This is a genomic window from Leptotrichia sp. HMT-225 (genome assembly GCF_030644325.1).
GTDB lineage: Bacteria > Fusobacteriota > Fusobacteriia > Fusobacteriales > Leptotrichiaceae > Leptotrichia > Leptotrichia massiliensis.
In genome coordinates this window covers 828,446-854,593 of record NZ_CP130323.1, presented here as the reverse complement: position 1 = coordinate 854,593, position 26,148 = coordinate 828,446, and the positions used below count along the sequence as shown (strand labels likewise).

Genomic DNA, 26,148 nt, shown 5'->3' with positions numbered 1-26,148 from the left:
TCTTAGTATTAAAATGTATTAATTAATCTTCAAATTGCGCTTGTACAAAATCTAATGCACCTTTACCGTCACGAGTCAAACTAATATATTGAGCCCCTTCGGTTTTTGCTAATTTAATTCCTAACTTATCAGTTTCTGCCTTCATATCTTCAAAATTTGATGCAACTTGCGGTGCAAGAATAACTAAATCAAATTCAGGAAGTATTTCACGGTGTGCACCATATCCACCTGCCGCAGCTTTAACAGGAACATTATGTTCTTTTGCCGCCTTATTTAAAGCATTTGCTAAAAGTCCGCTTGTTCCTCCACCAGCACATAATACAAGTACATTTGTCTCTTTCGTTATATTATTTTGAACAACGCCAGCTTTTTCAAGAATGCTATCTGCTTTTTTAGTGTTGAAATTTGCAGCGACTTTTTCTTTTAATTCATCATTTGTCTTTCCTAGACGTTCTTCCTCAAGAATCTGCTTATCATATACTTTTACAAATGGATAATAGATAATAAAATCTACAACAATTAAAAGCGCTGCTAAAATAAACGATAATATTTGAAGATTTGTCCCTAATATTATACCTAATGGGCCTGGAGTTGTCCATGGAAGATTAGCAGTAAAACTATTCATTCTAAGCACATCTATAAATATTTTAAAAATCCACACATTCACTATTGGTGCAAGGATAAATGGTATAAAGAATACAGGATTTAATACAATTGGAGCACCAAATAGAATTGGCTCATTTACACCAAAGAATGTAGGTACAGCAGAAGCACGTCCAATAGCCTTATTTCTTTTAGATTTACATAACCACATAAACATAAACGGTACAATTAGAGTAGCTCCAGTTCCTCCCATTGTAACTATAAACATCTGTGTTCCTGAAGTCAAAATTTTATCTGCATGCTGTCCTGCTCTCATAAGATTTAAATTTACATCTATATTGGCATAAGTAACAACTGCAATAGCTGGCTCTACAATTGAAGGACCATGAATTCCGACAAACCAGAAGAAAGCATAAGCTCCAAATATAAGAGTAATTCCTACATATCCATCTGCCGCTGAAAATAACGGTCCAAAAAGTTTACCTACTGCTTCTGCAACTCCTGTTCCGATAAAGTGACGTACAAGAATCTCAATAACATAAAGTAATACTATTGATAAAGTAAACGGTATTACATCTTTAAAAACTTGTGAAATATTAGGCGGAACTTCTGATGGCATTTTTATAGTTACTTCGTTTTTTACACAGAATTTATAAATTGTTACAATTATAAATGCTGCTAAAAATGCAGTTAAAAGTCCTTTTGTACCTAAAAATCCAGTTGAAATACCACCTTCAATCGGATCTGCCGCTAATAACAGCAATCCAACCATTGAGGCTAAAAGTGTAGAAAGATAATTAATTTGATTAGTTGCCGGCATAGAACGGTTTACAGAATCTGTCAATGATTTAGCTGTTGTTCCTGCTACTAAAAATGCTAAGATTCCCATAGAATAACCGTATGGTTTCATTAATAAAGCCTCTATATTTTTTGGCCAAAAAAATCCAAAAGCATTTGGAACATAAGCAATTAAGATAAAAATACTAGAAAATAGTATAACTGGCATACCAGCTATAAAACCATCACGAATCGCTCTTAAATATATATTCCGAGATAATTTCTCAAAAAAAGGCTTTCCTTTTTCTATAAATTCAATAAGTTTTTTCATTTACTTTGCTCCTCTTTTATATAATTCTATTAAATGTTTCATTAATTCTTTCAACAATATTGTTGTCATTAAATGATCTTGTCCGTGAATCATGATAAAACTCATTTCTAAATCTTCTCCAGCTGCTTCTTTAGCTAAAATATCTGTTTGTGAATTATGAACACCAACCAGACATTCCTCAGCTTCTTTTACTAACTTTTCTGCTTCCTCAAACTCTCCATTTTGAGCTTTATTTAACGCAATCATCAATTTAGATCTTGCATCTCCCGCATAAGCCACTATTTCAAATCCAATCATTGTAACATCTTCTTTAGTCATAATTCTCTCCCTTTTTACATAATATTTTTATTTTTCTAATTATATTTTTTTGATTCTTACTTTTGTTTTTTCAATTTTCTATTTTTCTAAAATCTATTTTTTCTTCCAAGATGTTGCTGTTTTTTCAACCACTTCATTTAGTTCTTCAATATTCTTTCTTCCCACAGTGTCCAGCCATTCCACAGTCGCCTTTTCGCCTTCCTTAGCAAACACTTCCACTCCATTAGCCCAAGTCGCTCTTCCACACAATACTCCGTTAAATTTAGCACCTGAATCATGAGCAAATTTTAATGTATCCTGAAAAAGTTTTGCACTTACTCCAGCACTTAGATAAATATATGGCAATGATGTTGCTTCTTCCTGAAGTTTGAAATAATTTGCAGCTTCTTCTTTTGTATAAACAGTTTCTCCATCGCTAAATCCTTCTACAAATTTCATATTTACAGGAACTTCTACTTTTAAAACGTCAACATTGTATCTTGGATCTGAAAATACTTTCATTGCTTCAATAACTTTTCTAGGTTTTACTTTTGCATATTCTGCTGTGCTGTTGTCATCAATTTTACAGTCGTAACTTAATATTTCCAAAAAGAAAGGTATATCTTCTGCGACACATTCAGCTCCTACTCTTTCCATATATGCTTTTTTCTGAATATTAATTTCTTCACTTTCATCTACATCATAGTACAATAAAAATTTTACTGCATCTGCCCCTTCTTCTTTTAGCCTTTTAGCTGACCATTCAACAAGACAGTCTGGCAATCTTCCAACTGCATTTGCATCATATCCTGTTTTCTCATAAGCTAATAATAATCCAGCATCTTTATCTCTAGCTTTTGCCGCATCCAGTCCGTATTCAGGATCTAGTAAAATTGAAGAAGAATATTTTGTTAAATGTTTTGAAACTAATACTTTAAACTCCTTTATTTGTTCAGCTGTTGCTTCAGATTCCTGATGTTTATTTAACATTTTTTTCAAGGCACCTCTTTGATCAATTGCTAATGCTGATATAAATCCATTTTTATCACTTAAATTTTCTAAATATTTTCTTTTTTGTTCAGTTAATTTCATTATTTATTCCTCCTTATAAATTTCGTTTAATATTCAACTATCTCAATTTTGCTAAATACTTTTTCATAATTTTCCAAATTTACAAATCCTGTCAATTTTTCCATTGCATTTAGCATTCCTAACGTATTAGCCTTCTTCAATAAATTTTCATCACTTGCATTTTCGTAAATTGCCGATGTGATTCCTGCTACAGTAGAATCGCCAGAACCTACAGGATTTACAACTTCTATTTTCGGAATATTAACTTTATAAAATTTGTCATTATGTTTTGCAAAAGCGCCGTCTGCTCCAAGCGAAACTATAATCCATTCAATTCCGTCAAATAATTCATTTTTCAAAGTCTCCTTTAATTCTCCAACGTCTTTTGATACTTCCTTCCCAATCAACTGCGATAATTCTTCTGTATTAGGCTTTATAACTTTTGGCTTATATTCATGCTTTAAAACTTCCAGCAACGCTTTTCCTGAGCAGTCAAGGACAACTGGTTTTTCATATTTATTACACATTTGAATCATTTTTGAATAATAATCATCTTCCAACCCATTAGGTAAACTTCCAGAAATTGAGATAATTCCAACTTCCTGTACTAATTTTTGAAAATATTCCAAAAATTTTTCACTTTCAGATTGACTAATTATAGGTCCATTTTCCAAAATTTCTGTTTGATTTCCTTCGTGCAGAATTGCAATACAATTTCTTGTTTCCCCAGAAATTTCAAAAAATTTGTTTTCTATTCCCATTTCTGTTAATTTTTTCTGAATATCCATTCCTAAAGCTCCGCCTATAAGCCCTGTTGCGATAACTTTATCATCCAGCTGTTTTAGCACCCTCGTTACATTCAGTCCTTTTCCTCCTGGCGTCTTAATTGCTTTTGGTACTCTGTTTACAGTATCCAAATTAAATTTTTCCAAAGGATATGAAATATCAACAGACGGATTCATTGTTACTGTTAAAATCATATTAACCAGCCCCTTTAATCTTTGTATTCTCCTCTGTCCCATTTTTCCAAAAATTCTGTGAAAAAATCTTTATCAGTTTGTTCTGGATTTACAGTTTCTATATGTTTAATTTTAGCAATTAATTTTTCACTTTCTTCTGCTTTTTTATATTCTGCTTTTATAAATGCTTCTATTATGTCACACATTAACAATTCACCTGTTATTTTTCCTCCAAAACCAATTACATTTGCATTTAAATATTCTTTTGCATAAATCGCAGTTGTCATATCTCTTACTAATGCAGAACGTATTCCCGGCACTTTATTTACAGCATTATTAATTCCAACACCTGTTCCACAGATACATACTCCTAAATCAGCTTCACCACTTGCCACTGCTTCTCCTACTTTTTTCCCATAAATTGGATAATGAGTACGTGTAAAATCATATGTTCCAAAATCTAAAACTTCATAACCTTTTGATTTCAAGAAATCTGATACTGCAATTTTTACATCTGTTACAATATGATCACATCCAATAGCTATTTTCATATTTTTACCGTCCTTTATTTTATTTCTTTATCGTTGTTTCAATTTTAAAAATTTTTATTTTTCATAGTAAAATAACCTTAAAATTAAACACAAAACATTATTTAACACATCTTATTTAGCATATCCACTCTGATTTGATGTCTTCCACCATCATATCCAGCAGTCAAAAATCCTTTTACGATATTTTTAGCAACTTCTGTTCCTACAATTTTTGAGCCTATTGTAATTATTCTTGAATTATTATGTCCTCTTGTCATATAAGCTGAACGTTCATCCGAAACTTCTGCCGCTACCATTCCTTTTATTTTAGTAGCAACCATAAAACTTCCCGCACCATACGCATCAAACACTATCCCCAAACTATCATCGTCAGCTAAGACAGTTTGAGCAACAGCATACGTTGTTTCAACAAAATCTTTATTTTCTGACTTATCAACTACATCATATCCATTTTCTAGTAAATAATTTTTAATATAATCTTTTAACTCATTACCATCCACATCAGAACCTAATATAACTTTCATTATTTTTCCTCCAATTTTTAATGCGTTTCACTACGTAGTTACAAATTTTCAAATAATATATTATTTATCTCACAATTGAACTATACCCCCAAAACACTTAAATTACAACACATCAAACCAGCTAAAAATAAGCATTATTTAGTAAACAAACTTTTTTAGTTTTAATTTTATATTTATTTAAAAAATCATTTTTAGTAAACAGAAAAATTTTTTCTTAATTTTCAAATTAATTTTTATTATAATTTTTTTAACTAAAATGTAGTAATATTAGTTTTAGAGTAAAATATAAAGATTATGATTATTATTTAATACTATTCCCCGTTTAAATAGGGAATATTTAATAAATTTTGAATTACATACTATATTTAGTAAAAAATTAAAAGTTTTTGTCCTTAAATATAGTTTCTATTTTATAATGAGATTTAGTATTAGATTATTTTATTTAATATTAGTTTTTTTCTTTTTTTCGCAGGATTGCTCATTGCCGCAAATCCTTATCTTGCAGTAAAAGTTTATCCAGACAATTAAAATTGTGGCAAGATTGCTACACAATACCTATGGCTAGACTACGACTTTTATTTGCCCAACTCCGAAACTCCTCCTTATAGTCGTCAAACAGTCGTAGTTGAACAAATAAAAGCTCCGTCGGTTTATTAGAACAAAAAAATTATATTTTAATTATTTTGAAATACTAGGTTCTTATCCTTTGTTGGAAAAGTTTGTAATAAATTCGTTATTTAAATGGGGTTTAGTATAAATTAGTTTATTAATTAAAAAATGAGGACGCTTTTGTCCTCATCTAATACTTCCACAACTTTCCCTTTCAATTAATTCTACTGGTAAATAAACTTTTTTTCTGTAACTCCTATTATGCTCTAAGAGTTCTACCAGTACATTTATTGTTTCTTGTGCAATAATTTTAGTATCTATTCTAAGTGTTGTTAAAGGAGGTATCATATATTGAGAAATTTTTAAATCATTAAATCCGATAATTGAAATATCGTCAAATATTTTTAAATTATGCTCTCTTATTGCTTTATAAGCTCCCATTGCAATCGAATCATTTGCACAAAATATTGCAGTTGGCCTATCTTCCTGTTTTAGTATTTCCTTCATCATTTCATATCCTGACTCAGCTGAAAACTCATCTACTTTTACAAACCTTTCATCATATAGTTCAAGTTCCTTCATAATTTCAATAAAATATTGCTCTCTAAAATCCAGAAGATTTCTAACGATCTGATTTCTTCCCACTAACAGTCCAATTTTTTTATGTCCCAATTTCAGCAAATAATCAATTACAATTTTTACTGAATGTTTCATATCAAATTTTATATAATCAATGGAATTATCAAAATTATAAGCATCCACGCAAATAATATTATCTTCAAGGACTTTAAAAAATCCAACTGGTTTCTTTTCATTTCTCCAATGACAACAATAGCACTGCAAACAATAAAATTCATTAAAATTTCCTCATTTTTTTCAAACATCTGCAACTCAAAAACTTTACTTTTTATCCCTTTCTTTTTTAATGCATACTCTAAATCTAGCCTCAACGACACAAAATACGGATCTTCACTTTCAATCTTTTCATCAAATGATTTTATTATTGAAACATTTAACTGTGTATTTTTTCTTTTCGTATTTTTTTTCTTGTAATTTAACTCCTTAACTGCTTCTAATACTTTCTGTTTGGTTTCCTTTGTTACACCAAAATATTCGTCATTATTTAAAATTCTTGAAACAGTAGCAATTGAAACTCCTGCATGCTTTGCAACATCTCTAATTGTAGACATTTTTCCCCTCTCTTTAAACCTTGAAATTTACTTTTTTATACTATATTTTTCTTAGTGTTTTATTTGTTTTATGATATAATCTTTTAGTTTTTTTAGTAAAATTATAAATATTTTTACTAAACATTTTTTTGATAGAAACTTTATACTTTCTTTACTAATTTAATAGAATAAGATTTATAGTAACTATAAGTTAGTTTTTTAATTTTATTTCAAAATATTACTGGAAATTTAAAAAAAATATGGTAAAATAATAACATAGTAAAATTTAATTTAAAAACAAATTCAAAGTTTTAGCGAAAAAACAGAAATTTACTTTTAAACTTTTTACTATAAAAATTCAAAATTATTTATTTTAGGAGGAAAACAGATGAAAAAAATTATGAGAGGTGTACTGTTATTTGGTATGTTAGGAGGAATGCTTTTGTCTTGTGGAAATAAAAAAAGTAATAATTCTCAAGACGTAAAAAAAGAGGCTCAAGTTAGTGAAAAGGTTTATAAAATTGGATTGTCACAGATTGTAGATCATCCAGCATTAAACGCAGCAAAACAAGGTTTTAAAGATGCTTTGGAAAAAGCTGGAATAAAGGCTGATTTTGATGATAAAATTGCAAATAATGACATGGGTAATCAAACATTGATTATGAAACAGTTTGCAGCGGATAAGAAAGATTTGGTATTTGCGGTTACTACACCGACAGCACAGGCGGCTAAAAATCAGATTATAGGAAATACCCCTGTGGTATTTGCATCAGTTACGGATCCAAAAAGTGCAGGACTTGAAGGAATTCCCAATGTTACAGGAACAAGTGGAGCGGCACCAATAAACGAAAACTTGAAATTAATGAGAGAATTATTACCAGAAGCTAAAAAAATAGGAATCATTTATAATTCATCTGAACAAAACTCAGTTTCTGAAGTAAATAATTTGAAAAAACTCGCAGGACAATATGGATTTACCGTAGTTGAAAAAGCTGTTACAAACGGAACAGAAATGGTTGCAGCAGCAAACCTTATTTCAAAGGAAATTGATATCTACTATGCAATTCAAGACAATACAGTAGCATCATATTTTGCAGCAATACTTGATGTTTTTAACAACACAAAAGTTCCAATTCTAGCTACAAATGACGTTTACTCAAATGCAGGAGGATTAATTTCACAAGGAACTACTGACTATAATATTGGCTATCGTTCTGGAGAAATCGCAGCTGAAATTTTACTAAAAGGTAAAAAACCAAATGAAATTCCAATAGAAACAGTTAAAAACTTGCAAATTGAAATTAATAAACAAAATATGGAATTATTAGGAATAAAAGTACCAGATAGTATTTTAAAACAAGCTAAAATAGTAGAAACTAAAAAATAATTTAAAAATTTCTAAATTAAAAAATATAAAAAACTGGAGCTTATGTAAATAGCTTCAGTTTATTTTTTTGAATAAAGTGTTGAAGAAGGTCTATCCATATTAATTTCAATTACTTCTTTAACAAGTTTTGGAATATTTATTAAGAATGGAAAATCGGAGGAGGTTGGTTTTCTAAATTTTAATGTGTATTCTTTATCCAGTGGAAAAGTAATAGCTTTGTTTTCTTTTGCACATATTGAATTTCTTAGAAAAAAAAAGTCTTTCAAAGCACTTCCTTTTTCTATTGAACAGCCTATAATCCAATATCTTCCCTCAGGAATATTTTCAAAAATACATCTACTTTTCTCTTTAGTAGAAATTAAAACTTTTCCAAAATCAGGTAAATCATCAGGAATACAATTTCTAAAAAGTCCTATAAATGTAATTTCACTTTCATAATTTTCTGGATAAATTAAATTTACACATAAAAAATTTTTAACTTTATTTATTTTTAAAGCTTTATTGTAAGAAATTTCTGTCACTTCACTTGTATTTATATAATTTTTGATAATTTTATAAAATTTTTTTATAGTTTTTTTATAGTTTGATGGTGAAATTCCCGTATATTTTTTAAAAATATTTGAAAAAGTGCCTGAACTATTGTAACCTGTTCTTATTTGAGCAGTGATAATATTCTCATTTTCGTTAATTATTATTTCTAAAGCTTTTTCAATTTTCAAAAACGAAAGAAAATGACTTGGCAAAAAACCTGTTTTTTTCTTAAATTTTTTACTAAATTCAAATTTACTGTACCCAAATTCTCTAGCAGTTCCTTCAACAGTACAACTTTTTTCAATATTTTTTCTCATATATTCGGCAATCTCTTTTATTTTCATTTTATCAGCTCATTTCTTTTAAACTTTTATTTTAATAATAAATAACAATTTAAAGTTTTAATTACTATTTTTTATTCTTCTATTATTATACCACATAAAATTAGTATATATTTTATTTTTAAATAAATAATAAAATCTTTTTTATGAAAAGTTATTTTTTCACAATTTATGATAAGTTTTTTGTGTTTTTCAAGGTATTATATAATTAGATATGGTGTATTAATAAATTTTTTAGGAGATGATTTTTATGAAAAAAATATTATCAGTATTAATCTTAATTTTGTTAACAATTGTAAGTTGTGGTGGAAAACATGCTACTCAAAAGGACTTTGAAAATACAATGGCTTCTTTACAAAAAGGAAATGTTTCATCATTAGTAGGAAATGATAAAGAAACAGCAGAAGCACTAATGTTGTTCACTGACGGATACAAAAAAATAACATATAAAATAAACAAAGTTACTACAAATAATAATGAATCTATTTTGAATGTTACAATGAAATCTCCTGCCTTAACAGGAGTAATGGAAGAAATTCAAAAAAAATCTATGCAAAATCTAGATAAGTTGATGGGAAAATCTGGAAAAGAACTAGAAGAAGAAAGTAAAAAGATTTTTTCAGAAGTTATTTCGCGAAAATTAAATAGTCCTGATTTGAAATACAATGAAGAAACATTTGATGTTATCTATACAAAAAAAGGTAATACTTGGGAAATAAGCCCTGAAAAAAATGAAAAACTTCTAAAAGCACTAACATTAGGTATACAAATGTAACATTCACAAAAAAATATAAATAAAAAAGAATTGCTATAAAAACTTAAGACTTCAAAGCTAAAAGATAACTTGAATTCTATTTTTATAGCAAATTTTTTATAAACTAAATAATGTTTTAAATAATTTTCTTTCTTTCAAAACTATCAAGCCATTCGATAAGTTCCAAAAAATCTTCCACTTTTCTTATTTGCTGCAAATATCTTAAATCTATTATTTTTTCTGATTTTCTATGATAAAAAAATTCCACATCCCAGAATTGAGTTTTTATAAAACCTTCTTTGGGAGTATATTTATAAAAATCATACTTTTCAATATTTGCTCTAAAATATTTCAATTTTGCAAAACAAAGCTGATATTTTCTAAAAACTATTTCTAAAATATTATTTTGTGAAATAAACTTATGTGAAAAATACAAACGTTCTGGTGTATTATTTCTTCTAGTTATCCATTGCCTTCTGGAATTTATTTCCAAACTATATTTTTCAATAAATTTTATTTTTTCATCTGACAACTCAGCTTTTAATTTTTCTTGAAGTTTTATATTATCCATAAAAATCACATCGCTACTAATTTATATTAATATTTAATTTTTAGAGTTTTCATATTTTTTTCTATCGTTAGCATTCAAATATTTTTTTCTAAGTCTGATAGAGTTAGGCGTAATTTCCACTAATTCATCATTTTCAATATATTCAAGTGCCAATTCCAGCGTAAATTCCTTTGGAGGAGCCAATTTCACAGCATCATCACTTCCAGCGGCCCTCATATTTGTAAGTTTTTTACCTTTACATACATTTACAACTAAGTCGTTTTCTCTTGAATGCTCTCCAACTATCATTCCCTCGTAAACTTCCACTCCTGGTCCTATAAATAAGATTCCACGTGGCTGTAAATTATTTAATGAATAACCTAGACTTGTTCCAGGCTCCATTGCGATTAAAACTCCTCTTCTTCGTCCTGTAACTTCTCCCTTGAAAGCTCCATATTCAAAGAATGAGTGATTTATAATTCCTGTTCCTCTTGTTTCCGTCAAAAATTCATTTCTAAATCCGATTAATCCACGTGAAGGCACTTTGAACTCAAGTCTTGTATATCCGTCGCTTCCTTGATTCATGTTTACCATTTCACCTTTTCTAAGTCCTAATTTTTCAATTACAACTCCTACAAACTCATCGGCAACATCGATAATTGCAAGTTCAATTGGCTCTAGTTTCTGTCCATTTTCTTCTTTAAAAATAACTTCAGGTTTTGAAACTGCCACTTCATAGCCTTCTCTTCTCATATTTTCAAGCAAAATAGATAATTGAAGCTCTCCTCTTCCTTTTACAATAAATGCATCTGGCGAATCTGTCATTTCAAGCCTCATACTCACGTTATGATTTACTTCCTTTTGCAATCTTTCCAAAATATTTCTCGAAGTTACAAATTTCCCATCTTGCCCTGCAAATGGTGAATCATTTACCATAAAAGTCATCGCAAGTGTCGGCTCATCAATATCAATTAATGGTAATGGCTTAGGATTTTCTTTACTTGCCACAGTTTCTCCTATGTCAATTTGTTCAATTCCTGCAATTGTTACAATATCTCCAGCAAACGCTGCTTCCATTTCAACTTTTTTAAGTCCGTCATATCCATAAATTCTAGTAACTTTACCATTTACCAAGTCACCATTTCTCTTAATTAATGTAATTTCCTGATTTTTTTCAATTTTTCCGTTATAGATTCTTCCAGTTCCTAATTTTCCTACATATTCGTCATATTCAGTATTTGTAACAAGCATTTGAAGCGGCTCATTCACATCTCCTTCAGGATCTTCCACATGCTCCATAATTTTATCATAAAGCGGTTTCATATCCTTATCTTCATCTTCCAGTTCCAGTTTAGCAAATCCATTTTTTGCAGACGCATAAACTACTGGAAAATCAAGCTGAATATCATTTGCTCCTAAATCCACAAATAAGTCAAAAACAGAATCCACAACTGCATCAGGATCTGAATTTGGCCTGTCAATCTTATTAACTACCACAATTGGACGAAGTCCATGCTCTAACGCCTGTTTCAATACATATTTAGTCTGTGGCATAACACCTTCAAATGCATCTACCAGAAGTAAAACAGAATCTACCATTTTCAATATTCTCTGTACTTCCCCACCAAAATCCGCATGGCCAGGAGTATCCACAATATTTATCTTATAACCATCATAATGAAATGAAGCGTTTTTAGAAAAAATCGTAATCCCTCTTTCTCTCTCCAAATCATTACTATCCATAATTCTTTCATCTACTTTTTCATGTTCCCCAAATGTTCCTGCCTGTTTCAATAAAGCATCGACAAGAGTCGTTTTTCCGTGATCTACGTGTGCAATAATTGCAATGTTTTTAATTTTGTTCATTTTTTGTTTTAACAAATTTATTGTTAATATTTCCTCCTTAAATTTTAAAGTATTCCCCTAAGGGCGAGGAGTAGAGGTGAAATTCATGCTCTTATCTATTCAAGATGTAATAAATAATTACAAAAAGAATAAATATTGCAATGAAATCTACCATCTCACTACCTCCTTTATATAATATTTTGTGAGTTGTGCTAAAACTCACCTAAAATATTATAACAAAAAAGACTGGATTTTTCCAGTCTAATTTGTAGCACATTTTTTTAAATATTATACAAAGTCTCCCTTAGGGAATTTTACACATTTATTATATCATATTTTCTAAAAATGTCAATCCAAAAAAATTTTCTAATCAATAAGTTTTCCAGTTTTTTCAGATTTATCTTCAAAGTTGTAATAGGTATCTACTGTATCTAATAAATAACCGTCTACACCAATTTCATCCAATTTTTTCTGATAATCCTTAACTATTTGTTTCCATTCGCTACTCCAATATTTAACAATGAAATTCCCCTTCCAATAAGGGTTTTCTTCTACTATCCAGGTAGGTCTCCTATTTTTATTGTTCCATTCTTCCTTCCAGTAATTTCTATAGTTCTCAGCTTCTCCAATACTGAAATAGGCAATTACTTTACGTATCGCTCCATTTTTCTTTCTTTTTAAAACTGAAATTTGATCCTTTGTCATAAATTTACCATTATGTGACAACTCTATTAATAATAAATCGTAGTCCGTTTCTTTTAAATATTCAAAAAACACATCTATATTTTTAAATTTCTCAGGATTTAACAATACAAGAAAGTTTTTGACATCTGCTAATGAAGTTATATTGTCTGCATTAAAACTCTGTACTGGAACATACGTCATGTTTGCCTCAAATGATGGCAACAACTCATTTATAAATTTTGTTTCTTCAGACTTTTTTAACAAATCCTGCCTAACTTTTTTACCACTTCCATAATTTATTACAAATACTGGCTTCCCATATTTTCTAACAGGTATTAACCAATTTAACAACTGTTCCTTTTGTTTTTTTGACGTTGGATTTGTCGATTTAAATTCTGCCCCATAATAAAGAGATTCCTGTGTTGTTCCATCTGTCACATTGATAAAATCTTTATTTAATTTACCGTTATAAAAATACAATTCATTTCCATTTTGAGTAATTAGCAATCTATCTCTAGATGTATTTTTTTTAATTTCTAGAATTAATTCACGCATTCTATTCCGATATATTTCACTTCCTGTTTCATAATTTCTTAAATTATTAATCTTTTTATATTTTTGCTGTGAAAAACAGTAAATTGAAAAAACTAAAAATAATATTAGTAATTTTGTTTTCATATCTACCTCTATTTTTTGTTAATTTAATTTTAAATATTTTTACTAAACATCTTTTTATATTTTTCAAAAAATTTTTTTAACACTTTCTTTTCTTCTCTATCTAGTTTTTTCAAAATCCTAATTTTTTCGATTCCACTTTTTCCACTTTTAATCTTATATTTTTCAGCATCTATAAGCTCTGCTGCTTCCTCATTCCAGATTTCTCTAAAGACTTTATCCAGAACTTCTGGAAACTGAATATATTCATCTTCATAAACATAAATTTCTTCTTGACTCTTTACTTCTATACATCCTAAAAAATGCGTAAAAAATGCACCGCAATCTATTCCCTTTATTCTATCAGTTTTTTTAGAAATTCTTCCATTTATATTAGGCGTATGACCAAAATATATGTTTTTACCTTTGTATTCTTCAAGTTCTACATTTTCCATAAGCCAAAACTCTTCTCTGGTCCAAAGCACTGTTTCCTTTTCTTGCTTTTCCAAAACCTTCTTCAAATCAAGCCCTGCATGTACAAATATATTTTCATTCCCAGAAATTATCAAAGGGCAGTTTTTAAGCCATTTCACAAGCCATTCTATTTCTTCCAAAAAATTCTCTTCATGCCAATCTTTCATATCCTTATTTTCAAAATATTTAGAATTTCTAAAAACAGAATATTCTGTTTCATATCTAATTGGATAATCATTTTCCAAGTCCTCCAGAAGCATATCCTCATGATTTCCCAAAATAAACTTTAAGTTATACCCAAGTTTTATCATTTTCATACATTTCATATAAATTTCATAAGACTTTTTACCTCTGTCACAAATATCTCCTATAATCACAAGTAAATCTTCTCTTTTTAATTTAATTTTATCCAGCATTTTCAAAAACAAATCATATTGTCCATGAATATCTGACATTACAAAAATTCGATTATAATCATTCTCATTTATTTTTTCTATCTTAATCTTGTTCGTCTTAATTTCACTTTCCATAAAAATCACTCTTTTTCTTTTAATAAAATCCATATATTTATTCTTTAAATTTTTCAAATAAATTATTTTAATTATTAGGACAAACCTTTACTGAAAGATAAGTATTTAAGGCTATATTTATATTTTAAAAGGCTCCAAATCCATTCATTTCCATAAATCTAAACAATAAATCATTCATTAATTTTTCATTTTTATGTTCATCATAAGGCAGTGTAAACTCTCCATCTCTATTTGTCCATAATCTGTCATAATAATCCAAAATATCTTTGGAAATTTTCTGGTCATAAGCTGACATAATTTTTAGTTCATTTTCCAAATTGAAATTACGCATATTTCTTCTTGTAAAGTTTGTTGAACCGCCGTAAGTTATCAAATAATCATTTTTCAAAATAGAAAGCATTTTTACGTGGTACATTTCCTCTCCTTTGTTGTAAAACTTGATATTTATGTCATAATTATGTTTTCTTGCATATTTCATTAATTCTCCAGCAGCTGCTTTATTTGGGAGTCCTGCATTTGAATTATTCAAAATTATCTCAAATTTTACTCCACGCCGTGCAGCTTTCCTTATATCGTTAATTATTCCTCTGTCTGCAAGGAAAAACTGGGCAATAATGACTTTTTCCCCAAACTGTGTATTTTTTAATTCTTGGGAAATATCTTTAGCTGTTGCACCATTCGTAAAATATTGTAATTTCAGTTTTTCATTTTTAGAAAATGGAATTTTACTAAAATCCTTATCTGGTAATTTTTGTTTTAAGCTTCCATCTTTTTTAGTAATTTTTGCAGCTGGCTTTTCTCCTTCGTAAATTTCCTTAATAATTGGCGATGAAAACTTAAATGCCACATTTGAGTGCTTTGAACCTTCTGCATGTGGATTTGCCGATGTCAGCATTGCTGTAGTTTCATTCATAATCAGTTTTCTGTGATTAGCTTTAGCATTTAATGCTCGTAAAATGCTACGTATTGTAACTTTGTCAGTCCCTTCGTAAATTGGATTTTTAGTTTTTCCACGATTTTTTGGATTTCCAAAAGGTTGTATAAAAAGACGCCATGGAGCCGAATAAACAAGCATTGGATCTCTTAATTTTGTTAAATCCACATATCCGATTTTTACACCTGCCTGCTCCAGCTTTTTATGAGTTTTGTTGTCAAATGCCCCATAAAAAGTGTTACTTTCATCGAGTATCAAGTATATTTCCACATTCGGATCTTTTTCCCTTTTTTCGAGTATTTTCTGTGCAAACTCCTCTGCAATCGGCAAAGGCTGCAACTTTTCCTTAACACCTTTTCCTAAAAAATCATTAAATACAAAAATATCCATTAGAAAAAAATCCTCTGCCTTATCCAAAATATCATAAGCCTGCTCCCAAATCTGCCTTTCATAATGGGTTTCTCCATCTTTTTTATACGTCAAATCATAATAAAAATCGACATTATCTGCATTATAAACTTCACTTTTCATTGTAAGTCCTTCTGAAAGTGACGTACACGAAATCGTTCCCAATATTAAAAATATAAATATCAAAATATTTTTCTTATTCACACTAATTCTCCTTTTTTACAAAAAATACTTAAAAATTAAATTTATAGTAAAATTACTTTAAAACTGAACTCAAAAGTTATGATTATTTTACTTAAACTATAAATTTATATAGTTTTTAATAGTTTAATTTTAAATCTTATATTTAATTATACCAATATTTATAAAATTTTTCTACCTTAAATTAAAATAAAAAGAAAGGCCACCTATAAGGCAGCCTCTCTCTAAGTTTAAGCTATTTCCTTTCCTTCAAACATTATTAAATCTAAAGTTTATACTCTGTATTAGTACAATACTTTCAATCCTAATCCTGCTTTGAAGTTATGTCCTTTTGTTTCGTATCCTGTGTTTACTAAGAATCCTAATCTTCCATTATCCAATCCTAAGTTTAGATGTGACTTGAAGTTTCCTTTCTTGTCTTCTTTATCTCCTTTGATTGTATAATAGTCTGTCCATGCTCCTACAATTCTTGCTTCATTTTCTACACTGTTTACTTTTCCAATTTCATTTTCATAAGCAAATCCTAATGTAGCTGTGAAGTTTGTATTCTTGAACACTGGTTGAGTGTATTTGAAGTCAATTCCTACATTTGGTTTTACTGAAATGTAGTCATCGCTCTTAACATTCAATGCCATATCTCCAACTTCGTGGATTCCTGAGAATCTTCCGTATTCAGCTTTAATTCCTACACTTGGAACAATGCTAAATCCATCATTTATTACAAATGCTTTTTCAAGTCCAATGTTTGCTCCTGCACCATAAGAATAGTAATTAGCTTTTGCTCTAAATTCTTGATCAATTACCCAGAATCTACGTTTAGTATCGTTTCTACCGATGAATCCGTCTCCACCTATGTTAAGTCTAAGAGTTCCATTTTCATCAAGTGGTATTTGTTTGAATGCTCCAACTTTAGCCATTGCTTGATTTTCGTATGATTTAGATAAATCTTTGAATGTGAAGTAGTTGTTTACAACCCCTGCATACCATCCAGAAGATTCACCAAGTCTTACAGTTTCATCTTCGTGAACATAAACAAATCCTCCTGCATTACTGAACCAATCAGGCATTCCAGCTGTATCAGTTTTAAATTCATTTCTTTGTCCAAAGGCTTTGAACTTGTTAGAATCTTTAGAACCATTAGATTCTCCTCTAAGTCCATTTATTTCTCCACCAAGAATATCAGATGTTGCTTTAATTCTTTGTTGAACTCCACCATAAATGTGTCCTCTCATTTGATCAAATGCTTGAGCTAGGATATGTCCTTCTCCATTACCTAAAGTATTAAGTTTATTAAAGATAACTTTTTCAGGGCTTCCTGGTCTTGCAATTTCATAAATGTTATCCAAGTTATTAGTGAAGTTTATAAGTGATTTATCATCATCAAATGCAAATGAGTGGTAAGGTACTTTACTCATGTACACTTCTGATAATTGATTATCATCAGATATTTTTGCTAATACTTGCCAAGTCAAGCTTGCTGATAATGGATTAATTCTTGCTCCACCTGGTAATTTATTCAACGCATCGTTAAATGGTTTCAAGATATTACTCTTAGCAACAAGATTTCCATTTTCGTCATATTTATCTCCAATTCTAATTGCTTTAGAGTTTGTATAAAGTGTTGCTTCTGTTCCGAAGTACAAGTCAACTTTTCCTAATTTACGTAAGTTTTCAAGACCGTTGATTGGGTTAGTATATCTAACTCCTGATGTATCAACATACATTCCGATACTTGTAACTTCTGACATTTGCTCTCTGTTATGGTGAGGCCAAGCTGGGTTACCCCATTCATCTTTCGTATTAAGATCAATTATTCTTGTTCCACCAGTTTGAATACTACTTGTTACAGTTATATTCTTAGCAAAATCTCCAGGGTTTGCAGCATCACTTTCAACATTGAAGATTGGAGTATCAATACCATCAACACTTATCTTAGTTAACGGTACGATGTCTGGAGCAGTTATAGTTGTTCCAACTCCTGTTGTCTTAGGATTTCCTGCTGTACCTTCTTCAATTGAAGATTCAGTTCCTCCATATAAGTCAGTTCCACCTTTTCCGTTAGTTTGTCCTGCAGTTTTAGCTGCTGCAGTTAAGTATCTTGGATCTGTTGATGAAAGAACTTCTGTAGGATTTCCGTTTGCATCAACAAGGAATCTTGAACCATCAGTTACAATTCCATAAGAACCTGTTCCAGTTACATTAATTGTTCCGTAGTTCTTAATGTATCCTCCGTTAATTGCAACTACCCCTTTCAAGTTTTGAGCATTACCAGTAATTGTTCCGTGGTTTTCTCCGATTGCTCCTCTGTCAAGGTACATACCGATTGAACTTTCACCTTCAAGGTTAATTGTTCCATAGTTAAGTGCTTTAGATCCAGTACCAGTTGCGAACATTCCGATACCTTCTTTTTCCTTAACATTGATTATTCCTCTATTTACAACGTATCCTTCTTCTTGTGTTCTGTCAAATGTTCCGTCAGTTTTATAAACATTACGTCCTGCGGCCATCGCTGCTGAATATCTCATGTTGATTGTATCTGACATACCAGTTGTAATTGTTCCGTAGTTAGTTGAAGCTACTCCAGTGTTACTTGAGAATACCCCAACGTTTCCGAATCCTAAACTATCGTTATTTTGATTATCAACATCATATTTAGATCTTAGGTCAATTGTTCCGTAGTTATCAATTGCCCCTTTTGTATAGTAAGCTGTATTGTAATCTCCATCCATTGTTACATTAGCATAAGATTTTCCTGTTGATGCAGTATCTAATGAGTAGTAATATACAGCATTTCCTTGTTCATAAACTTCTTCTGGAACTTTAGGGTTTGTAGGTTTTGTTGATTTAACATGTCCACCTGCATTGTTATTTGTAGAGTATGCCAATCTAATTGTTGGTTGATCTGTAGCCGAACCAATTGTTACATTTGTTGGAGCTCCTCCATTTTTCTCAGCCATTACAATACCGTATGAGAATCTGTCGATATCCATATCAGCACTTACATTAATGTTTCTTGCAGTATTTGTTCTAGTTTGATTACTATCAATGTAAACCCCGATTACTGAATCTCTTTCTCTTGGAGTATCTAATGCTGATAATAAGTTATTAGGGTTAGCATATTGAGTTTGTCTATTAATTGGGTATGCTCCTGGTGTAGTTGATACTCCTGATGTTGTTTGAACATGTCCCATTACAGTGTCATTTCCTACTAAAATCTTAGTTTGTTGGATATTTACATTTCCGTCTCCTGAATAAATTCCGTAGTTATTTTTGTTAACTGTAATTTGAGATTTACTTCCATCAGCTTTAGCACCTGTATTTACGTTATATCCATAAATAGCCCAGCTTCCTATATTCTTATCATTTGTAGAATCTCCAATTGTAATATCTCCGTGGTTTGTAATAGTTGTATAAGTTCCACCAGCATTACCATTAGCAGCGTTTGCAAAGATACCAACATTGGCTTTCTTCATATCTTCAGAAGTAATCTTGTTAGCTTGTTCATTCAATGAATCATTAAGTTTAATATTACCATAGTTTACAAATGTACCTTTATTAACTACAGCTCCATAAGCTCTTACATTAGTAACAGATGATTTATGTTCTTCAATGTTACCTCTGTTAGTTACAGTGTCTCCAGCATCATTAGTATTTACTAAAATACCAGCAATACCTTTATGTGTACCTCTAGTAGTTGATGGAGTTGCTGCTTTTGATTCAGCTATTTCGTATGCCAAGTCTACACCTGCAGAATCAGCTTTATTAGTAAATTTAATATCTAAATCATTTGAAGCAGTTGTCACTTGTGTATTTCTACCACCAAATACCATAGCAAATCCATTTTTATTACTTGCTCCGTTGTAATTGTATTGGAATGTCTTCAAGTGATTTGCACCAGTTGCAACATGAGTATCATCCATTGCCCATAATCCTACTCCATTATCAGCTGTTTCTACTGTAAACTTATCAGAAAGTAAGTTTATTTCAGCACTTTCAGCATAAATACCTACACCATTTTTACCTGTGAAAATATCATTTTTACCTAAGTTAATATCAAGTGAACCAGGAGCAAAATTAGTTGCTTTTGTTCCCCATCCAGCAAAGTCTCCATCACTTGCACCTGTAAGATTGATTACTCCTCCAGCATTAGCAAATCCATTAGCATAATTTGTATTGCTGTTTACTAATGCGATACCTACTCCTCTCGCATCAGGAGCTGTTACATCTGAGTTTGAAACATCAATACCAGTTGTTCCTGCTTTAGTATTTATATAATCAATTGTTACACCACTTGCCAATCCATCATTTTTATTTTCAGCATAGATACCTGTTGATTTTTCTCCTGCAACATAAATTTTTCCATCTTCATGTCTAATTGCAACAGAGTTGTCAACACCAGTAAAGTTATTTTCATTAGCATAGTTATATCCAACATATCCATCAGAAATACCAACAATACCATAATTTTCTCCACTTATAGCAGGATCAGTTGATCTATTCCCATTATCTCCAAGTGTTGGAGCATTAGAAGAAGGTTTTACATATTTACCAGTTACAATAATTTCAGAATCTTTAAGATTCTTAAGAACACTTCCATCAGTTCCAACTATAGCATTACCATGATCTACTTTTACAGTAGCAACATTTTTCCCATCACCATTTATGATAGTACCAAAGTTCACAAGAAGCCCTGTTATCGGTGCTGATGTTGGAGTAGTATCTTTAGAACCTCCCCAGAAGTCTACTGTTCCTAAGTTAGTAAATCCTGATTCACCTTTTCTTGTTTTTCTCCATGTCGTATCAGTAAGGCTTTTAACATTATTCCATCTGTTTAGAGAGTTACCCATTGCAAGCCCAACATTTTTAACTTGATAATTTCTTCCACCTTTAGAATCTTGTAAATCTCTCTCACGAGCATCTCCTGTTACTTTTATACCATTATTTATTGTCAAGTATGTACTTTCCATCTTAATATCATTGAAAGTATCATTCTTAGTTCCAGCAGGAGCAGCTTTTGTTTTTTCAACATCTTCAATATTAATATCCTGATCAATTTTCATTTGACTATTAATCAAAGTAACATCTACTAAATGATGATTAGCTGCTGTACCGTTTATAATTTTCATTCCTCCAGCATAAGCCCCTATTCCACTTAAGAAGTTTTCACTTCCTGATACTACACCTGTTCCACTACCTCCAGCTTTATCACTAGTCCAATTAAGTATATCAGGACTTTGATTAATTACACCAATAGTGACATCATCATCAAGAATTCTAGTTGTTACAAAGTCCATGTTTTTATATTTTGCGTTTGTATAAATATTTTGTTCTTCAGCTGAACCTGTTTTCCAAGTAGATTTAGCATAATCCCATTCTCTTGCAGTTGAATCATAACCAGCTCTAATACTATTTCCATAAGTATTTCCTGTTAATAGTATTCCATCATACATATCTATATTTGTTTTATCAGCAGCTGTTGTGAATGTAATATTTGACTGATCAGTTGTGTTAATTCTTTTTACATAGAATGGTGAAACATTCGAATGAGTATTTGTTGTGCTTGTTGTTTTTGGTTTTCTACTTCCTGTATTAACTTTACCATTTGTATCTGCATTAATTGTACCACTACTATTGTTATTTTGGTTTACAATATTACCTTCAAATTCTATTGCACCATTATTCTCAGCATATAATGCTCCTTGTTCATTATCAATAATAGTTATATCTTTCATTTTTACAGTAGAAACATTATTATTAGCGTCTTTTCCTTTGGCAACAGCTCCTATACCATAAATTAATGACCCTTCGTTCGCTCCAATTGCAGTGGCTCCATCTTCATTGAATTGAGTGCTTGCTTTACTTCCAGCAATTTCAATATATCCACCATTTGTAGCATAAGCTCCTATATTTTGATAAGCATTTGCATATGTTGGATTACTTCCTTTTACACCTAAATTATCAGCTGCAATAACTTTTCCTTCTATCTTGATTTTAGTGATATCCGAAGCTCCTAACTCACTATTACCTGCTCCATCAGCATAAGCAACAACTGCGTTTGAACCTGCCGCTCTAATAGCTTTAGCAGTAATTTGCCCTCTATCTTTTGCAACAAGTGTAAATCCATTTTTAGACATCATATCAATTTGACTCTTAAAGTCTATTTTACTTGCAACATTAGGATGTTGTCCACTACCTATAAAACTTGAACTTATATCAGAAGTTTCTCCAGCTGCATATCCCATTACAAGACCTGTACTTACATCACTTTCTTGAATTTCATCATATTTTCGAAGTCCTGTAGCAAGTCCGCTTACAGAATGAAATGCATCAGTAATAATTTTATTATTTGAAGAAGCATTTTCAGCTTCTACATGTGAACCATTTATAGAGTAAATCATAACACCATTATTAGCATTATTTCTAAACGCAACATTTAAATCTGTAATATTAATATTATTAAAGTTTCCAGACTTACCATCAATAATGTCTCCCATTCCGACTTCTGAAGCCTGTCCATTTGCAGCATAAATAGCTACTGCTCTTGTAGTATCTCCAACTCCGTTATTTCCTCCAAATGATCCTTGCAGTTTAATAGTCCCATTAAATATACCAGTCTTACCTATTCCAGAACCTTGTGGACTTATTGAATTTGGCCCTTGCAAGCCAACCATAATAGCATTATCTCCTTGCATTGTAACATCAGACAGTACAAGTTTAGAACCATCACCAACTACAGCTCCATATCCATTATATACAATATTATTACTTCCTCTAGTAAAAATACGTCCAAGATCCTGAACTCCCCATTGTGCAACATTATCTTTACCTATAGCAGTTGCACTGGCTCCGTCTCCATTTGAAAGTACTAAATTATTAGTAGCTGCATTCATATTATATACAACATTGTTATCTCCTTTAAATCTTACATCTACAGGACCCGAAATTGTTACTGTACCTTGAATCGCCCCAATTGATGAAGGTTGATCACTTTCTCCTTCTTGGAAATTGAAGGCTATATTATTATTAGTAGCTGCTATATATCCTGGTGCATTTGCAACAGCATTTACATCTGAATTAGTCCCATCATTTGTATCAAAGTTACCTATTGAACTTGATTCACTGAATGTAAGAGCTATTTTGTCAGAAGCACCTCTCATATTAGTATTTATAACATAAGCCGAATCTCCACCATTATATAATGAAACATCGACACCCTTTACTGTAACAGCTGGAGTAGTTCCATTAGGTAAAACTTTTAAGAATGAACCACCTGGATGAGTACGTCCTATAGCAACATTAAGATACTGAACAGTAGTTGCTTCATTTGTTAAAATTAATTGTTGTCTATAGTTACCTGCACCTTGTTCTACATTCCATCCAGTTTGCCAAGCATCAAATGCCTCATTATAAGCATTTACAAACGCAGTCCAAGCACCTGTACCACTTCCTGAAAATCCAACTGCATTATATACCATAGTACTCATAGCAGTAACACTAGCATCATAAGACATAGTGGTACCACCAATATTTGTTATATTACCGCCACTTCGAATCAGTAAAGCCTCAAAATATGCCTGTCTTGCTGCTACTTCTGAAGAATACGTAGTAGTACCACTCAGTGGGTGAGTCCAATTATTTGCAGGATGCCCATGATATGTTACTGCATTAGTAGCACTTGCAGTGGTTCTAGCAGTAGTTAAATCATTATAAGATAATCCAGAACGTCCTATTTTTTGGTTTGGATTAGCAGTTGCATAATAATTCCACATATAAGTCTGTAATTCAGGATCTGAATATTTATAATGTGGAGTACCATCTGTATGAACAAACAATCCTCCCCAATGAGTACTATGTGAAGTACTCAGAATTTCATCATATCCAGAATGAGTATTATAAACTCCTGGTGTATAATACTGATTAGCTGCAGGAAGTGCATTAGTTGCAGGAAGAGGTAATGTAGCATTACTAGGGGTAACTCCTCCTTGAAGATTCCAATATTGTACTTGTGAAGTCCAAGAACTTGATGGATTCCACCAATAATCTTTATTATACTCATGATTGTAAGTTGTACTACTATTAGAAGTATTACCATTTTCCATTGTAGCACGACTACCAGAAGTCCCTCCTATTGTTGTTGCACCCATTGTACCTAAAGGATTGTTTCTTGTCCCTCTAGTCCAACCATTATATGAACGCATTGTATCATTTGTGAAATTAAATGTTGGGTCATTTGACCAAGATGCTGTTCTTGCAATTGGTGCTCCAACATTTGGAGAAGAACCTGTATTGACTCCATTATGTGTATAAGCATTTGGTAATACTACATTGTTACTTGTATAAATAACTGGATTATAACTTACCGCATTTGGCATATTAATATTATCCATTCTTTCAGGAACATAAGGTTTATAAGGCTCATGCACATTAGCTGGATTAATAGTTAATGAATTTGGCTCTTGGTTACGAGGTATATTTAAGTTAGTAGCCCCGTACAGATGTTTGCTTGCATCAAATACATATTTAGTCAAATCATTATCTCTTCTGTAATATTCTAGGAATTTACCTCCACGTCCTCTGTAAGTAGTTCCCCAGTCGTTATTTGTATATCCTGTACCAAATTGGAATGATGCCCATGGACTTTTAATTACTTGTTCTCCTTGTTGCAACAACATTGCAAGTTCTCTTTCGGCACCTTTTAAAGATTGCTCATTTTCTTTTCTAGCACGTATGAAAGACTGTCTAAGATCAGTAATGGCATCGTATGTTTGTGCTGTTACTTCCTGTTGTTCTGTAACCACATCGGCAATAAGTGTTCTAGGCACAAATGTAAGAAGCCCAGTAACAAGGAAAGTGATTAACAGGCTGTCAGAATAGTGTACATCTTTACATCTTTTTACAAATGATCGCAAATCTTTAGCAATCTGTCGTAAGTTATTACTCATATCTTCCTCCTTAAAATTATGAAAATAGTCAAAAAGTGACTATTAAGCAGTATAATGTTTCATTCTGTACCAAAAAAGTAAGTACTAGAATAGTCAATAATAAAAAACAAAAGATTAAAAACATGATTTTGAAACTATAATAAATTTTAGAAAAATAAATAAAAACAATATTATAGTGAAAGTTACTAAGGGCACTAATAAGTGATTTTTTGTAGAAATAATTAATTTTTTGTTAAAATTGGTAAGTGAGTGATAGTGATTTCAACAAATAAAAAATTAACTACTTTTTTATTTTTAAAATTATAATCCTTATAATACTAGATATAAACTAAATTTTTAATTTGTCAAGAAGATGGTTAGTTACCATATTAATTTATATACAATATTTTAAGTTCAAATAATTTTTTAGATTAACGAATTAATTACCAAAAAGCAATATCCAATTCGCTTATAGCCCTTTTTTACTTCCTATTTGGGATAAGAAATTTTTCATAAAATCAAATTTTCTATTTTCTAATTAATAACATATACAATCATTCATAAAATTTTATAAAGCAAAAGCAACATAATACATATTCATAAGAAAAACTTATTTTATATCATGTTGACTTGTCTCCTTTTCTTTATTTGTACAGTTCTAATTAAAAAACGCAAAATTTCTTGATCTCCAAAAAATATTTCTTTTTTTAATCTTTTTCTAATTTTATTAAATTGTTCATTAAATCAATGTTTTTGACACAACGGATACAATAGCTCAACTTTACAAAACTTACTATTCCTCAAGATTTTCCTTTTTTTTATTTATAAAATTATTAAATCCGTATCATTTTACAAAGACTATTGAAACAATCTTAGTATACCCTATAAAAAAAAATATGTCAAGTTTTTTTGATAAAAAACACATTTTGAAAAGCAAAATTAATTAAATACTAATTTCTTTGTGTTTTCATATTAATTATAAAATATTAATTTTCTAAAAAGATTAAAAAATAAAAAAAATAAGTAAAATGAAAAAATTAAAT

17 protein-coding genes are annotated in these 26,148 nt (G+C 30.5%); 2 read left to right on the top strand and 15 right to left on the bottom strand.

The features are described 5' to 3' along the window. Positions 1-22 precede the first annotated feature (22 nt). The 8 genes from QU666_RS04225 to QU666_RS04190 form a co-directional block, all read right to left on the bottom strand. Positions 23-1,711 carry a lactose-specific PTS transporter subunit EIIC gene (locus QU666_RS04225; protein WP_021770053.1) on the bottom strand — a complete coding sequence of 563 codons (1,689 nt, stop codon included), beginning with the start codon at positions 1,709-1,711 and terminating at the stop codon, positions 23-25. After that, positions 1,712-2,029: a PTS lactose/cellobiose transporter subunit IIA gene (locus tag QU666_RS04220; protein WP_021770052.1), complete on the bottom strand. Its 318-nt coding sequence runs from the start codon at positions 2,027-2,029 to the stop codon at positions 1,712-1,714. Positions 2,030-2,122: 93 nt separating this feature from the next. Then, a complete protein-coding gene (gene lacD / locus QU666_RS04215; RefSeq protein WP_021770051.1) occupies positions 2,123-3,100 on the bottom strand; it encodes a tagatose-bisphosphate aldolase in 978 nt (325 codons plus the stop codon). A gap of 26 nt (positions 3,101-3,126) precedes the next feature. Then, entirely contained in the window at positions 3,127-4,101 is a 975-nt protein-coding gene (locus QU666_RS04210) for a tagatose-6-phosphate kinase (RefSeq protein ID WP_021770050.1), read from the bottom strand. Next, positions 4,074-4,589 (bottom strand): galactose-6-phosphate isomerase subunit LacB, encoded by a 516-nt coding sequence (gene lacB / locus QU666_RS04205; protein WP_021770049.1) that lies wholly within the window; start codon positions 4,587-4,589, stop codon positions 4,074-4,076. Before lacB ends, QU666_RS04210 begins: the two co-directional genes overlap by 28 nt. 101 nt (positions 4,590-4,690) lie before the next feature. Continuing rightward, the gene (gene lacA, locus QU666_RS04200; RefSeq protein WP_021770048.1) at positions 4,691-5,113 is read right to left on the bottom strand and encodes a galactose-6-phosphate isomerase subunit LacA; all 423 of its coding nucleotides are present in this window, start codon (positions 5,111-5,113) and stop codon (positions 4,691-4,693) included. A 795-nt stretch (positions 5,114-5,908) separates the two neighbouring features. Then, positions 5,909-6,484: a substrate-binding domain-containing protein gene (locus QU666_RS04195; RefSeq protein ID WP_021769439.1), complete on the bottom strand. Its 576-nt coding sequence runs from the start codon at positions 6,482-6,484 to the stop codon at positions 5,909-5,911. Beyond that, a complete protein-coding gene (locus tag QU666_RS04190; protein ID WP_021769438.1) occupies positions 6,445-6,912 on the bottom strand; it encodes a LacI family DNA-binding transcriptional regulator in 468 nt (155 codons plus the stop codon). Before QU666_RS04190 ends, QU666_RS04195 begins: the two co-directional genes overlap by 40 nt. A gap of 367 nt (positions 6,913-7,279) precedes the next feature. On the opposite strand from QU666_RS04190, the gene QU666_RS04185 reads away from it, so the two are divergent. Further along, positions 7,280-8,278, top strand: a complete 999-nt coding sequence (locus QU666_RS04185) for an ABC transporter substrate-binding protein (RefSeq protein WP_021769437.1) — start codon at positions 7,280-7,282, stop codon at positions 8,276-8,278. A gap of 59 nt (positions 8,279-8,337) precedes the next feature. On the opposite strand, the gene QU666_RS04180 is transcribed toward QU666_RS04185, so the two are convergent. Then, complete coding sequence (locus QU666_RS04180) at positions 8,338-9,153, bottom strand: AraC family transcriptional regulator (RefSeq protein ID WP_021769436.1); 816 nt, start codon at positions 9,151-9,153, stop codon at positions 8,338-8,340. A 247-nt stretch (positions 9,154-9,400) separates the two neighbouring features. On the opposite strand from QU666_RS04180, the gene QU666_RS04175 reads away from it, so the two are divergent. Further along, complete coding sequence (locus QU666_RS04175) at positions 9,401-9,925, top strand: hypothetical protein (protein WP_021768200.1); 525 nt, start codon at positions 9,401-9,403, stop codon at positions 9,923-9,925. A gap of 115 nt (positions 9,926-10,040) precedes the next feature. Here the strand turns inward: QU666_RS04175 and QU666_RS04170 are convergent, their stop codons facing one another. The 6 genes from QU666_RS04170 to QU666_RS04145 all read right to left on the bottom strand — a co-directional run bounded on the left by QU666_RS04170 (position 10,041) and on the right by QU666_RS04145 (position 25,126). Then, entirely contained in the window at positions 10,041-10,475 is a 435-nt protein-coding gene (locus tag QU666_RS04170) for a hypothetical protein (RefSeq protein ID WP_021768201.1), read from the bottom strand. A 33-nt stretch (positions 10,476-10,508) separates the two neighbouring features. Further along, positions 10,509-12,320, bottom strand: a complete 1,812-nt coding sequence (gene typA / locus QU666_RS04165; protein WP_021768202.1) for a translational GTPase TypA — start codon at positions 12,318-12,320, stop codon at positions 10,509-10,511. A gap of 345 nt (positions 12,321-12,665) precedes the next feature. After that, positions 12,666-13,661: an endo alpha-1,4 polygalactosaminidase gene (locus QU666_RS04160; protein ID WP_021768203.1), complete on the bottom strand. Its 996-nt coding sequence runs from the start codon at positions 13,659-13,661 to the stop codon at positions 12,666-12,668. Positions 13,662-13,690: 29 nt separating this feature from the next. Next, complete coding sequence (locus QU666_RS04155) at positions 13,691-14,641, bottom strand: metallophosphoesterase family protein (protein WP_036069804.1); 951 nt, start codon at positions 14,639-14,641, stop codon at positions 13,691-13,693. Between the two features lie 124 nt (positions 14,642-14,765). Next, positions 14,766-16,187 (bottom strand): phospholipase D-like domain-containing protein, encoded by a 1,422-nt coding sequence (locus tag QU666_RS04150; RefSeq protein ID WP_036069802.1) that lies wholly within the window; start codon positions 16,185-16,187, stop codon positions 14,766-14,768. Between the two features lie 281 nt (positions 16,188-16,468). Continuing rightward, positions 16,469-25,126: an autotransporter-associated N-terminal domain-containing protein gene (locus QU666_RS04145; RefSeq protein WP_021769757.1), complete on the bottom strand. Its 8,658-nt coding sequence runs from the start codon at positions 25,124-25,126 to the stop codon at positions 16,469-16,471. Between the last annotated feature and the right edge of the window lie 1,022 nt (positions 25,127-26,148).